This window comes from Solibacillus sp. FSL K6-1781 (assembly GCF_038630735.1).
Classification (GTDB): Bacteria; Bacillota; Bacilli; order Bacillales_A; family Planococcaceae; genus Solibacillus; species Solibacillus silvestris.
This window is the reverse complement of the sequence record NZ_CP152038.1, coordinates 1,084,872-1,098,920: the sequence shown is the minus strand read 5'-3', so window position 1 is coordinate 1,098,920 and position 14,049 is coordinate 1,084,872. Positions and strand designations below refer to the sequence as shown.

16 protein-coding genes are annotated in these 14,049 nt (G+C 39.4%); all 16 read right to left on the bottom strand.

Features of this window, described 5'->3' with window-relative positions:
- Nucleotides 1-68: 68 nt before the first annotated feature.
- Complete coding sequence (gene rseP / locus MHH37_RS05265; RefSeq protein ID WP_342575308.1) at nt 69-1,325, bottom strand: RIP metalloprotease RseP; 1,257 nt, start codon at nt 1,323-1,325, stop codon at nt 69-71.
- A gap of 142 nt (nt 1,326-1,467) precedes the next feature.
- Nucleotides 1,468-2,613 (bottom strand): 1-deoxy-D-xylulose-5-phosphate reductoisomerase, encoded by a 1,146-nt coding sequence (dxr, locus tag MHH37_RS05260; RefSeq protein ID WP_008403245.1) that lies wholly within the window; start codon nt 2,611-2,613, stop codon nt 1,468-1,470.
- Between the two features lie 22 nt (nt 2,614-2,635).
- Nucleotides 2,636-3,433 carry a phosphatidate cytidylyltransferase gene (locus tag MHH37_RS05255; RefSeq protein ID WP_008403246.1) on the bottom strand — a complete coding sequence of 266 codons (798 nt, stop codon included), beginning with the start codon at nt 3,431-3,433 and terminating at the stop codon, nt 2,636-2,638.
- A complete protein-coding gene (locus tag MHH37_RS05250; RefSeq protein WP_342575306.1) occupies nt 3,430-4,224 on the bottom strand; it encodes an isoprenyl transferase in 795 nt (264 codons plus the stop codon). The genes MHH37_RS05255 and MHH37_RS05250 overlap by 4 nt, the downstream gene beginning before the upstream one ends.
- Nucleotides 4,225-4,741: 517 nt before the next feature.
- Entirely contained in the window at nt 4,742-5,299 is a 558-nt protein-coding gene (gene frr / locus MHH37_RS05245) for a ribosome recycling factor (protein WP_008403249.1), read from the bottom strand.
- Nucleotides 5,299-6,024 (bottom strand): UMP kinase, encoded by a 726-nt coding sequence (pyrH, locus tag MHH37_RS05240; protein WP_008403251.1) that lies wholly within the window; start codon nt 6,022-6,024, stop codon nt 5,299-5,301. The genes frr and pyrH overlap by 1 nt, the downstream gene beginning before the upstream one ends.
- 163 nt (nt 6,025-6,187) lie before the next feature.
- The gene (tsf, locus tag MHH37_RS05235) at nt 6,188-7,072 is read right to left on the bottom strand and encodes a translation elongation factor Ts (protein WP_342575305.1); all 885 of its coding nucleotides are present in this window, start codon (nt 7,070-7,072) and stop codon (nt 6,188-6,190) included.
- Nucleotides 7,073-7,230: 158 nt separating this feature from the next.
- A complete protein-coding gene (gene rpsB, locus MHH37_RS05230) occupies nt 7,231-7,953 on the bottom strand; it encodes a 30S ribosomal protein S2 (RefSeq protein WP_008403254.1) in 723 nt (240 codons plus the stop codon).
- Between the two features lie 159 nt (nt 7,954-8,112).
- On the bottom strand, nt 8,113-8,664 hold the full coding sequence (locus MHH37_RS05225) for a hypothetical protein (protein ID WP_342575304.1): 552 nt from the start codon (nt 8,662-8,664) through the stop codon (nt 8,113-8,115).
- Nucleotides 8,665-8,675: 11 nt separating this feature from the next.
- The gene (locus tag MHH37_RS05220; RefSeq protein ID WP_342575303.1) at nt 8,676-8,987 is read right to left on the bottom strand and encodes an RNA polymerase subunit sigma; all 312 of its coding nucleotides are present in this window, start codon (nt 8,985-8,987) and stop codon (nt 8,676-8,678) included.
- A gap of 12 nt (nt 8,988-8,999) precedes the next feature.
- Nucleotides 9,000-9,770 (bottom strand): FliA/WhiG family RNA polymerase sigma factor, encoded by a 771-nt coding sequence (locus tag MHH37_RS05215; RefSeq protein ID WP_342575302.1) that lies wholly within the window; start codon nt 9,768-9,770, stop codon nt 9,000-9,002.
- Nucleotides 9,771-9,911: 141 nt separating this feature from the next.
- Complete coding sequence (locus tag MHH37_RS05210; protein WP_008403258.1) at nt 9,912-10,283, bottom strand: hypothetical protein; 372 nt, start codon at nt 10,281-10,283, stop codon at nt 9,912-9,914.
- Nucleotides 10,283-10,786, bottom strand: coding sequence for a chemotaxis protein CheD (locus tag MHH37_RS05205; protein ID WP_342575300.1), 504 nt, complete (start codon nt 10,784-10,786; stop codon nt 10,283-10,285). The genes MHH37_RS05210 and MHH37_RS05205 overlap by 1 nt, the downstream gene beginning before the upstream one ends.
- Nucleotides 10,783-11,421 (bottom strand): chemotaxis protein CheC, encoded by a 639-nt coding sequence (locus MHH37_RS05200; protein ID WP_087615397.1) that lies wholly within the window; start codon nt 11,419-11,421, stop codon nt 10,783-10,785. Before MHH37_RS05200 ends, MHH37_RS05205 begins: the two co-directional genes overlap by 4 nt.
- A 64-nt stretch (nt 11,422-11,485) precedes the next feature.
- Entirely contained in the window at nt 11,486-11,932 is a 447-nt protein-coding gene (locus MHH37_RS05195; protein ID WP_008403261.1) for a chemotaxis protein CheW, read from the bottom strand.
- A 20-nt stretch (nt 11,933-11,952) separates the two neighbouring features.
- Nucleotides 11,953-14,046: a chemotaxis protein CheA gene (locus tag MHH37_RS05190; protein WP_342575298.1), complete on the bottom strand. Its 2,094-nt coding sequence runs from the start codon at nt 14,044-14,046 to the stop codon at nt 11,953-11,955.
- Between the last annotated feature and the right edge of the window lie 3 nt (nt 14,047-14,049).

The following is a 14,049-nucleotide window of genomic DNA, read 5'->3' as shown; positions in this document are numbered from 1 at the left end:
TTTAGCTTTGAACGCTAGTATTATTCATACAAAACGCTCAAAGCTGCCATTTTAAAACGTATTTTGTTTTAGAAGAAGAATCGCTGGATATCGTTCCATGTTACGACGACCATCAAGATCATCAGGAGGAGGATGCCGACGAAGTGAACCATACCTTCTTTTTGACGGTCGATCGGTTTTCCTCTTACTGCTTCCACAGCGAAGAAAAGTAAACGGCCACCATCAAGTGCTGGTAGTGGTAACAAGTTCATAATCCCTAAGTTGACGCTCAGCATTGCCGCAAAGTATAAAATATTATATAAACCGAATGTGACAACCGTTTCAGTTGTTTTATAAATTCCTACAGGGCCTGATAATGCGTCAATCGAGAATTGGCCGGTAATCAGTTTGCCGACAAGTGTTCCGATTGTAATAATCATGTTATACGTTTCTTCCACACCATACACAACGGCTTTTAGCGGATTTTTTTCAATGGAACGCATCACACCGATTTGTCCGTAATCTGGACCACCTTCCTGCTCTACTGCTTTTGGTGTAAGTTCAATTACTTCATTACCAGTTTCACGTTCGACTTCGAATGTTACGGCTTTGTTCGGGTTCTTGAAAATTTGTTCTGATAATTCTTCCCAAGTTGAAATCGACTGTCCGTTCACTTTGACTACTTTATCGCCATCGACCAATCCGGCACTGCTCGCAACAGAATTGTCCATAACTTCGGCAATAATCGGTTCCTCAGAAGGAATCCCTTGAATAAGCCCGATAATCAGGAAGATGAAGAACGCTAAAATAAAATTGAATAATGGACCAGCGAAAATCGCCATTGCACGAGCACCAACAGATTTTGAATTAAATTGGCGATCAAGTGGCGCAATCATCTGCTCCGTACCATTTTCAACGATGCTTGCTGTACGGGATACATTGTAGCGAATGAACTGGTCATCCTCATCATAACCTTCAATCCAAAGTTCACGTTCAAGATCTGCACGCTCTACTTCTAAAAAGATGACGTTTTGATAATGTGTTTTTTGATTGAGTATGATTTTTTCTACGATATTTTCTTCATTTGTTATTAAAGCTACGCGGTAACCAGGCTGCAGCTCTACCGTATCGGTATCTTCGCCGGCCATTCTTACATAACCGCCAATTGGTAATAGTCGTAGCGTATAGACTGTTTCACCTTTCGTCATCCCAAAAATCTTCGGTCCCATACCAATCGCAAATTCACGTACCATAATTCCTGCGCGTTTTGCAAATAAGAAGTGACCTAGCTCATGGAAAAAAACGAGTGAGCCAAAAATTAAAATAAAGGCTATAACTGTTTGCATAATCTCCCACCTTCATTGGAACTGAGCCGAATATTATTTCGCCCAATCTTTTTTAGCAATCAAGCTCTTTGAAAAAAGGCACCGCTTGTACAAAAAGGGGATGTCCACCTTTTTGTTCTTCACATCCGTTTTTCACACTTTCCTATTTTACCATGCTTGCGACTGTTTTTCTCGTTTCACTGTCTACATGTAAAATAGTTGCTAAATCTGGCAAAGCGATATTGTTATGACTATTCATAATACGCTCAATACATTCTTCAATTTCTAAAAAAGTAATTTTTTCTTGTAAAAACAATGCAACGGCTGCTTCGTTTGCTGCGTTCATTGCCGTTAAGATTGTCCCGCCCATGCGCCCTGCATCATAAGCAAGCTTTAATGCACGGAAACGGTCAAAATCCACTTCCTTAAAATGAAGCTGTCCAATTTGGGCCAAATTTAAACGTTGGCCATTTGCAAGCGGCAGACGATCCGGATAGCTAAGCGCATATTGAATCGGTACACGCATGTCCGGTGTTCCGAGCTGTGCGATGACACTTGTATCCTCATATTCAACCATCGAGTGAATGATGCTTTCACGGTGCAGCAATACGTCGATGTTGTCATAAGGCATATCAAACAGTACATGTGCCTCAATCACTTCAAGCCCTTTATTCATCATTGTAGCTGAGTCAATCGTAATTTTGGCTCCCATTGACCAGTTCGGATGATTCAGAGCATCTTTTACCGTTACTCCTACTAGCTCATCTCTTGTTCGATCTCTGAATGAACCACCTGATGCCGTTAAAACAATGCGCTCGATACGCTTTTTGTTTTCACCGTTCATCGATTGGAAAACCGCAGAATGTTCACTGTCTACCGGTAAGATCGGTGCATTGTATTTTTTTGCTTCAGCCATGACAAGATGACCTGCTGTTACAAGTGTTTCTTTGTTTGCAATGGCAATCGTTTTCCCCATGCGGATCGCAGCAAGTGTCGATTCCAGTCCAACGCTGCCTAATACCGCATTAATAAGCACTGTCGAATCAGGATGTGTCGCTACTTCGACCAATCCTTTTTCACCATATGTAAAGGAAATATGCGGAAACTCTTTTTGTAAAGTGCCTGCCGCTTCCTCTGTTTGCATTGAAACTAATTCTGGTTGCAGTTTTTTTATGATTTCGCGGGACTTTTCAATATTTTGTCCGGCTGAAAATGCAACAAGCTTAAATTCATTCGGATTTGCAAGTAAAATATCAAAGGTTTGCCATCCGATGGAACCTGTTGCACCTAATAAACTAATTTTTTTCACAATGATACGTCCCTTCTATGTCCTAGGAAAAGAAATGTAAAAAATGCAGTAATGGTACGACAAATAGTAAACTGTCAAAGCGGTCCAATATGCCGCCGTGTCCTGGCAGAATATTGCCTGAATCTTTTACATCATAATGACGTTTAATAGCCGATTCGACCAAATCACCCATTTGACCTATAATTGATGCGATAATTGTCACAACGATTAATTGCAGCCAGCTTGAGGCAAAAGGATAGATGAGCTGCATAGCAATTGCGAAAATAACGGCAATCACAATCCCGCCCACAAAACCTTCCACTGTTTTCTTCGGCGAAATTTCCGGCCATAATTTATTTTTCCCTAATTTACGCCCAACAAAATAGGCGCCGGAATCTGTTGTCCACACGACTAACAATACAAAGACGACAAATTCTAGACCGATAAAACGTGTTTCGATAAAATAATGGAATCCAAGGCCGACATAAAATGCCCCTAACAATATAAAACCAATTTCATCAAAAGTCATTTTATTTTTTACAAGTACAATATAAATCAATAACAGTGCCGTAATTCCATACACAATCATCAAAATTGAATCATATTGAAAAAATTCAACGATATTCAGTGACCATTCATTTGGTACAACCAATACTATTAATGCAAGTGTACCAATAATACCTGGAACAGATGCAATTGAAATTCCTTTCATTTTCAGCAATTCATAGAAACCAATGACTGCGATAATACTCATTAAAATCGCAAATGGCGTTCCTCCATAAATTACGAATGGAATAAATAATGCTGCAGCAATTACTCCGGTAATGATGCGTTGTTTCAACTTGTTCCTTCTCCTTTCAGCCCTCCATAACGGCGGTTACGGTTTTGATACACGGAGATTGCCTCTTTTAAGCATGCTTCGTCAAAATCAGGCCAATGCGTATCAGTGAACCAAAACTCCGTATAGGCAAGCTGCCATAGCATAAAGTTACTTATGCGCACTTCACCACTCGTGCGAATTAATAAATCGGGTTCAGGTAAATGAGCCGTCATTACATACTGGGAAATATGTTGTTCATTTAATTCGTCAATTGTAAGACTTCCTGCTTCTACCTCTTTCAGAAGCTGTTGCATCGCCATTACAATTTCAGCACGCCCACCGTAATTCATCGCAAAATTTAAGACCAGTCCCGTATTCCCTGCAGTAGCTTCCATCGCCTTTTTTAAAGCGGATTGCGTATAGTCCGGCAATGAATCCATTACACCTATCATTTCCACTTTAATATTTCGCTCCATTAGCTCCGGCAAAAAGGAATTTAAAAATTGCTCTGGTAAACGCATTAAAAATTCCACTTCTGATTTAGGACGCTTCCAGTTTTCTGTTGAAAATGCGTAGAGCGTCAATACTTGTACTCCTAAATCACAAGCGCAACGTGTTATCTTTCGAATGGTTTTCATTCCTTCATGATGACCTGCGACCCTTGGCAATGAACGCTTTTTCGCCCAGCGTCCATTTCCATCCATAATAATTGCAATATGGGTAGGGATTTCCTCTCCCTTAACTAAGTCCACATTTTCACTACTGAATGACTGTTCTTTATTTGTATTTTTTCCAAAAAATTTTTTAAACATAGTTAATACCCCCAACTGCACAGATCGGACCGTTTCCCTTTTTATCATATCAAAAAAGGGATAGCCTGTCCTTTTTATATAATGAACTTCTTTAGTATCTAAAAGAATAAAGAATAAATTGTTCTTCTATTAACTTTCATATGTATTTTTTCTACAATTTATACTTTCAATTAGGGGAAATGGGTTAATGCGCATTTTTTTGCTACAGCTATACTTCCCTAACAAACTTAAGTTTTATCTATTATTGTAAAAAAAACGTCCTTATTAGCAGGACGTTTTAATCCATGTAAAGTTCATACATCGCCAGAAAAAGATTTCGCGCTAATGTGATCCACCAGCGCGAAACAATATTATTAAAAATTAAGTATTATCTTATTAACATTCGGGTTGATATCCATTGCGGGTCGGACGCTTTCCGCGGGCACGGCTCGAGCCTGTAGTCTCTCGTTTGTGCTGTTCCCGCTGGAGTCGCCTCCCCTCCATTCCAATCAACCTGTTTTATAAAATATGCTTAAAATTAAACTGTTAAAATTTCTTTTTCTTTTTCTTTCACTAACTCCTCGATTTTAACAATTGAGTTGTCTGTTAGCTTTTGGATGTCATCGTTGAAGCCGCGTAGTTCGTCTTCTGTGATTTCACCGTTCTTTTCTAATTTTTTCAGGTCATCGTTAGCATCGCGGCGCACGTTACGTACAGCAACTTTCGCTTCTTCCGATTCTTTTTTCACCTGTTTAACTAATTCTTTACGGCGCTCTTCTGTTAATGCCGGAACTGCTAAACGAATAACATTCCCGTCATTTGTAGGAGTGATTCCGATGTCTGAACGCATAATCGCTTTTTCGATTTCGCCTAAAATTGATTTATCATAAGGCTGGATTACTAAAAGGCGTGCTTCCGGTACAGAGATACCTGCCATTTGGTTGATCGGTGTTGGAGAACCATAGTAGTCCACCGTAATACGATCCAATAGTGAAGCATTTGCTACACCTGCGCGAATTGAAGCTAATTCACGTGAGAAAGCATTAATAGATTTTGTCATTTTTTCTTGTGCTTGATTTAATACTTGTTGTGTCATTACGCATCTCTCCTAACAACTGTTCCAATTTTTTCGCCTAATGCGGCACGTTTAATATTACCTGGTTCTGATAAGTTGAAAACGACAAGCTTAATATCATTATCCATACATAATGTTGAAGCTGTAGAATCCATTACTTGCAAACCTTGTTGAATAACGTCTAAATACGTAAGTGTGTCATACTTAACTGCTTCAGAATCTAATTTTGGATCTGCAGAATAAACGCCATCCACATTGTTTTTCGCCATTAAAATTGCATCTGCATTAATTTCTGCGGCACGTAAAGCGGCTGTCGTATCTGTCGAGAAGTATGGGTTACCTGTTCCCGCAGCAAAGATTACGACACGTGCTTTTTCCAAATGACGAACTGCTTTACGTCGAATATATGGCTCTGCCACTTGTGTCATAACGATCGATGATTGAACACGTGTAGGAACACCCAGATTTTCCAGCGAGTCTTGTAATGCCAGTGCATTCATCACTGTTCCTAACATACCCATATAATCTGCATTGGCACGTTCCATTCCCATTTCAGCGCCGATTTTTCCGCGCCAAATGTTGCCTCCGCCGACAACTAATGCGACCTCTACACCTAAGTCGATAACTTCTTTAATTTCTCCAGCGATCGATTTAATAACATCCGGTGAGAAACCGAAGCCTAATTCTCCAGCTAATGCTTCCCCGCTAAGTTTAATAACTACTCGTTTGTACTCTGACACACCCATAGTAGACCTCCGTTACTCATTTATTTAAAAGGAAATACGACGCGATTTTTTTATGTATCGTACTTCGCTTCATTTAAAAATAGATTTCTTTAAAAATAGGGAACACGCAAATGGTGCTCCCTACTGTTTGCTTAAATTAATGTTAATTTAAGTTGTAATTTAATTAGTTACCTTTAACTTGGCTCATTACTTCTTCAGCGAAGTTATCTTCACGCTTTTCGATACCTTCACCAACAGCATAACGAGTGAAGCTTGTTACAGTAGCACCTAATGAGTTTACGAAGTCGCGTACTTTTTGATCTGAGTTTTTAACGAAAGCTTGGTCTAATAAACATACGTCTTCGAAGTATTTACCAAGACGGCCTTCTACCATTTTCGCTACGATGTTTTCTGGTTTACCTTCGTTTAACGCTTGCTCAGTTAATACTTTGCGCTCACGTTCAACTTCGTCAGCAGAAACTTCGTCACGAGAAATGTAAGTTGGGTTGATTGCAGCGATATGCATAGCGATATCTTTTGCAGCAGCAGCGTCAGTAGAACCTTCAAGAACTACTAATACACCAATACGTCCGCCCATGTGTAAGTAAGAACCGAATGCATCTGCATCAGTTTTTGTTTTGATTTCGAAACGACGTAATGAGATTTTTTCACCGATTGTAGCAGTAGCTGTAGAAATTTGGTCAGCGATTTTCACGCCGTCTTTTTCTAATTCTAAAGCAGCTTCTACTGATTCTGGTTTAGCAGATAATAATTGCTCTGCTAAAGAAGAAACTAAAACTTGGAACTTGTCGTTTTTCGCAACGAAGTCTGTTTCAGCGTTTACTTCTAAAAGAATTGCTTCATTACCGTTTTCTAAAATGTAAGTTGTACCTTCAGCAGCGATACGGTCAGCTTTTTTGCCAGCAGCAGCTAAACCTTTTTCACGTAGGAAATCGATTGCAGCATCGATGTCACCTTCTGTTGATACTAATGCTTTTTTACAGTCCATCATGCCTGCGCCTGTTTTTTCGCGTAATTCTTTTACTAATTGTGCAGTAATGTTTGCCATGTTGAGTTTCCTCCTAAATATAATGAAAAATTTATTTACACTATTTCATACTTTAAGCGATAAATCGCGATTTTTCAACGATTCATACATCTTCAAATTCATTTCTCAAAAAAAGGTGATAAGGGGTTCATCCACTTATCACCTTTTCTAACAGTGAATTACTCAGCTGTAGCTTCTTCTACTGCAGGAGCTTCTTCTTCACCTTGTTTAGCTTCTAATAAAGCGTCAGCCATTTTAGCAGTTAATAATTTAACCGCGCGGATAGCATCGTCGTTTGCAGGGATTACGTAATCAATTTCATCTGGATCACAGTTAGTGTCTACGATACCAACTAGAGGGATGTTTAATTTGATTGCTTCTGCAACTGCGATACGCTCTTTACGAGGGTCTACAACGAACATTACGTCCGGAATAGCTTTCATATCACGGATACCGCCTAAGAATTTAACTAAGCGCTCGTGCTCTTTTTTAAGTTGGATTACTTCTTTTTTAGGAAGTACAGCAAAAGTACCGTCTTCTTCCATTTTTTCGATATCTTTCATACGTTTTACACGTTTTTGAATAGTACCGAAGTTTGTTAAAGTACCACCTAACCAACGTTGGTTGATGTAGTAGTTACCTGAACGTTCAGCTTCTTCTTTGATCGCTTCTTGTGCTTGTTTTTTCGTACCTACGAATAAAACTTTACCACCGTCTTGACCAACTTGACGCATGAAATCGTATGCTTCTTCTAATTTTTTAACCGTTTTTTGTAAATCGATAATGTAAATACCGTTACGCTCTACGAAGATATATTTCTTCATTTTTGGGTTCCAACGGCGAGTTTGGTGACCGAAATGTACACCAGCTTCTAGTAATTGTTTCATTGAAATTACTGACATGAGTGTTTCCTCCTAATATGTTTGGTTTTTTTCCTCCGTATTTTTCATCTGCAACAAGCTACCCGTAGACTTACGAGCACCACTTACTACATCAAAATACGTGTGTATTGTTAACACCGCTTGTAACTATATCATAATGGACTTTCAAGTGCAACTACTTTACGCATGAAACTTTACGAGGAGCTCAATTTCCGTTTTTCCGCGTCCCATCATTCTCGCAATTTCTTCGATTGTTTTTCCGTTGCGATAATGATTGATTACTTGCTGTTCAAATGTCAGGTTTTGTTCTTGAATTTCATTGTCTTCAGAAAGTGTTTCCGCTTTTTCTAAATCCTCATTGTCCTTTTCTTCAACTTGCTGCTGTGTCTTTTGCTTTTGATAGGCACTTGCTGCTTGCTTGACCGGTACGAATTTGCGCGGTTCCATTTCCTGTTCTTTTACCGGTTGTTCTTTTATAGTCTGTGCCGGTCCTTCTTTACGGGTTGATGCGGCCTTTTGGGCAACATTCGGTTTTTTCAGTTCACTGATTAACCGGTCGTTTTCTTCTTTCATCTCCATTAAATATACGCTAATCGCATTGTCCATTTCATTAATCAGTTCATTTTGGCGCTTTTCTATATTCTGAAACTTAGAAAGCTTACTATATAAAAGAACAATTACAAAAATCGTAATCATCTGGATGAGAAATAAGGTAATTACAACTGCGATCATGATGACTGCTCCTAGCCACTAAAATCAAAAAGGTTCCCTTTGAACGGGTGCTGCACTTTTTTTTCTAGCTGTTCTTTATTTTTCTTATTTTCTTGAGTTTGCTCTTGTCCGTTTTGGGAAGACTTATCCTGTTCCTCATCATTGAGGGCGTTCAGATGCTCTGTTTCATTGACGGATAATTGTTTGCGTTCCAGTTCCTTGTTCAATGCTTCATTTGCATGCATTTGCTGCAGGATTGTATTTTGTTGACGCTGATCCGCCATCTTCCCCGCCTCAAATGTTTTAGGAATCGCAATCTGTAATTCCAGGCCCTTTAAACTCATAACGCCGCCTCCTTACGTATTAATCATTTCTGAAGACAATAATTTACGTAATTTAAACAATGCTTTTGAGTGAATTTGCGAAATTCTAGATGTGGACAGGTCCAGTATTTCACCGATTTCGGTTAATGTTAATTCTTCCGAGTAAAATAAACTAATGACAATCTGTTCTTTTTCATTCAGCTTTTTAATATTTTCAGCCAAATCGCCTAACAGTTCTACATGAACGCTATGCTGCTCCGGTGTTTTCGTATTGTCATCACGGATAACAAAGGACTTACCTTCCGATTCTTCCTGGTCCAGCTGCTCATTGATGGACAGCACATTAGAGAAAAAATGTTCCTGGAAAGTTTGGTACACTTCTTCGACAGGCAGATTCATATGTGCTGCAACTTCTTCTGCTGTCGCATGGCGCATCAGCTTTTGCTCAAGTGACTCAATTTGCGATTCCAGTTTTTTTGCTTTTTCACGCGCTGATCTTGGGAGCCAGTCCTCTTTTCGTAAACCATCGAGGATAGCACCACGAACACGGAATGAAGCATACGTATCAAATTTTAAATCTCGGTTTATATCAAATTTATTTAACGCATCAAACAGCCCCATCATCCCAAGACTCATTAAGTCATCTCTGGAAATGTTTTTCGGAAGCCCGACAGCGATACGCTGTACATGATAGGATACGAGTGGTTTAAACTTTTTTATTAATAAATCGCCTGCTTCGGGATCACGGTTCTTTGTCCAACGAACCCATAATGATTGTTCGTCTCTATGCCTTTGTTCTGTCAAACATACCCACCCCTTTTTTGAAAAGTAACATATTTATGTTTATTATACCAAAAAGCCTTTTAATATACATTTAATCCAATAATTCGACACAGTATTTCCTTATATTATGCTAAATAAAAAAGAGCCGGATATACGACTCTTTTACCTTGAAAGGGATTCATCGCCTTGAAGCATCGAACGAACGACTTGTGCAATTTCTTCCGAATTCTCATCTTCAACTTCCTTTGCCGGAAGGTCGCTTTGCGGAACAGCCTGTGTTTTGTCCGTCTCTTTCGCAACTGCTCCCGGAAGCTCCTCTTCTGTTTGTAACAAAACAGGTGATTCCGGTGTATAAAATACATACCCAAGGAAATAACGGATAAGAAACATTAAACTAAATGCAATGACAGCAACGACAAAAGCTGCGCCAATCGTCGGCAGTGGCAACGCATACGGATTTTGAATTGCAGCGATAAAATATACAGCGAATGAAAATAGTGCTGCCCAAAAATTATAAAATATTGAACCAAACATTAAATTTCACTCACTCCTTTATTGACGGTACGAACTGAAAGGATGCTCGTTTCAGGGTTAAACTCAATCGTACGACCGCTGTTACCGCCCGTATCTTCAGCGATGAGCGGTATGCCCAGTTCTTTTAACTGCGCTTTTACAGCTTCCACATTTCTAGGTCCAATCCTCATCGAATCTTTGTCTGCTGTAAATTGGAACATTTGTGCACCACCCGCAATCTTCGCCTTCAGCTTAAAGCGTTGTGCTCCTTCTTGTTTTAAAAGATCAACTAAAGCAGCAATTCCGGTATCAGCAAATTTTGCGGCATTCATTGTTGCCGTCCGATTTAAACTAGAATCCGGCAGCATGACATGGACCATACCGGCAACTTTTTTGGAATCGTCGTAAATGACTGCACCAACACAAGAACCTAAACCTGACGTACGGATCGTTTTTGGAACTTTTACGATATCCAATTGTGCAATACCTACTTTAATCACTTCGCTTGAATGGGTAACTATCATGTCGTAGGCACTCCTAATGCTTTAAAAATCGCTTCAAATGAATCAGGTTCAGGTAACAGGAAGAACTGCCCCTTTACTGCGTCATCATCAGACATGACTTCTTCATATATGGACGTGTTAATGACGATGACTGTATCGCTTACTTGTGAAAGTTCAATCAGGCCGATACTAATAATCGCACCAAACATATCCACACTCAATCCAGGGACAGTCGGATAGATTTTCAGCCCTGTAAAATCGGATAAAGCCGATAAATAAGAGCCGGATAAAATATTGCCCATTTCCTGCATTGCCGATAAGCCCATTTCCGAATATGGAGGTGTGTGAAAATCAAATGATTCATCCTGAATAAGACTTCGAATAAATCGGTTTGCCTGCTCAATCGGCAAAATGAAAAACATGCTTCCTTGGGCATCCCCTTCTATACGAAGATAAATACCGACGACAGCATTTTCCGAGCCGCCAGCGAGTTCCATCATTTCATTAAACGAGGCCATCTTCACGTCGGGTACACGCATATCGATCTTTTTTCCCAATAAATTCGATAATGCCGTAGCCGCATGTGCAGCACCAATATTTCCGATTTCCTTTAAAACATCTAAATGCAGCAATGTGATTTTTTCACTAAAGTTCATTTTCAATCCCTACTTTAATAGATTCCAGGCAAGCGAAGCTCACCCGGGAAATTATTCATTGAAATCAATCGAACGGATTTAACACTTTATCTAAGTGAAGTAAAATTAATAAGCGGTTTTCCAATTTTGCGACACCAGCGATAAAATCTTCTTCTAATGAGCCCACCACTTCCGGCTGCTGTTCAATGGAAGATGCATCAATATCCAACACATCATTTGCTGAATCTACTATAAAACCGACTTCCATCGTTTCCAGTGTAATAATAATGATTCGAGTTGTTTCCTCGTTCCCTGAAACCGGCAATTCAAACCGTTCACGTAAATCGATAACAGGGGTTACAACACCTCGAAGATTAATGACACCTTTTACATAACGTTCTGTTTTCGGCACACGTGTAATATGCATTAATTTTTCGATTCCTTTTACGTGCGAAACAGGAATGGCATATTCTTTATCTGCTAATTGAAACACAATTACTTTCAAGTTTTTTTGCTCTGTTGCATTCGTCATCCTTCACACCTCTTATCCTTTTACTTCATTAGTGCGTTACAGTCTACTATTAACGCCACTTTTCCGTTTCCTAATATCGTCGCACCTGAAATCGCAAAAATGTTCGTTAAGTAGTTTCCTAATGATTTCAGCACAATTTCCTGCTGACCGATAAATGAATCAACTACTAAACCAGCTAATTTATCGCCTTTACGGACAATTACAACTGAATGGAAGCCATCATCTTTTTGTTCAGCGCGCGGTACTTCAAAAATTTCTTCCAGGAATACAAGCGGTACAACTTTACCACGGAAATCGATTACTTTTTGATTATGGGCATTTAAAATATCTGAATGACGGATAATCGATGTTTCAATAATAGATGATAACGGAATTGCATAAATTTCATTTTCAATTTCTACAAGCATGACTGAAATAATTGACAGTGTCAGCGGTAATTGGATCGAGAAGACTGAACCGACATTTTGAGTTGATTCAATCGAAATATTCCCGCCTAATGATTCAATCGTTGTTTTAACAACATCCAAACCGACACCACGGCCTGATACATCCGAAATGACGTCCGCTGTTGAGAAACCAGATGCCATAATTAGCTCATTAATTTGCTTGTCTGTCATCGTTAATGACTGTTCATGTGTAACAATCCCTTTAGACAGCGCTTTTGCCAATACTTTTTCTCGGTTGATTCCTGCCCCATCATCTTCAATCTCGATGAATACATAGTTCCCGCTATGATAAGCACGAAGTTCCACCGTTCCTTCTTCCGGTTTGCCTTTTGCACGGCGTACTTCCGGACTTTCGATTCCATGGTCAACTGAGTTGCGGATCAGATGCACCAACGGATCTCCAATTTCATCAATTACTGTGCGGTCAAGCTCTGTTTCTGCACCGACAATATTAAGTTCGATTTTTTTGTTTAAATCACGCGATAATTGACGTACCATTTTCGGAAAACGGTTAAATACTGTGTCTACAGGAACCATGCGCATCGTTAAGACGATATTTTGCAGGTCACCCATTGTACGGCTCATACGTTCAACTGTTTCATTCAGTTCACCGTGATTCACGTCCCCAGCAATTGTTAAAAGACGGCCGCGATCAATCGCAAGTTCTTCAAACAAGTTCATCAATATGTCTAGGCGTTCAATATTTACGCGGATCGTTTTACTCGATGCATGACCCGATTTACTATTGTTTTTAGCAGCTGCTGTTTTTGGCTGTTCTTCAGACACGGCAGTTACAGTTTCCTGTACTGCTGGCTGTGATTGTACTTCTTCTACAGGTACGTCGATGGCCGTAGTTTTTGTAACAAATACATCTCGGCTGATTTTATTGACAACTACACGATCGACCTCTGATACTTTCATGAGCATCTTTTGCAAATCTTCAGCTGACTCTTTCGAAATAAAGGCAACGTGGAATTCACTATCAAACTGTTCTTCTTCTAATTTATCTACTGTCGGCGAAGATTTAATGACATCTCCATTTTTCTCCAGTATTTCGAATACCATGAACACACGAGCCGCTTTTAATAAACAGTCTTCACGCAAAAATACTGTAATTTCAAATGCATTGAAATCTTGTTCAGATGATTGCAGAATGACCGTTTTTTCAAAATCATCATAAGACAATTTTAATTCCAATCCTTGGGCTGGCTGTTCAAGCTCAGTTGCTACTACTGCAGCAGCAACTTCCTGTTCTGCCTTTGTTTCTTCTGTATCGGAAGTAGCCGATTCGCCTGCTTCAATGCGCTTTAGCTTTTCCACTGTTGCCTGCACATTGCGTTTACCGTCGCCGCCATCAGCAATGTCAAATACCATTTCTTCTAAATGGTCGACTGATTCGAAAACGACATCTAAAATTTCTGCGTTCACTTTAATTTTACTGTTGCGGATCGCATCTAATATATTTTCCATTTTATGTGTTAAATCAGCTAAATCTTCAAAGCCCATTGTTGCTGCCATACCTTTTAAAGTATGTGCCGAGCGGAAAATCTCTCCGACAATCGTTAAATCTTCCGGATTTTTTTCAAGTTCCAATAAGTGTTCACTGCATGCTTGTAAATGTTCTTTACTTTCTTCAATGAACATTTCTAAGTATTGATTTAATTCCATTTA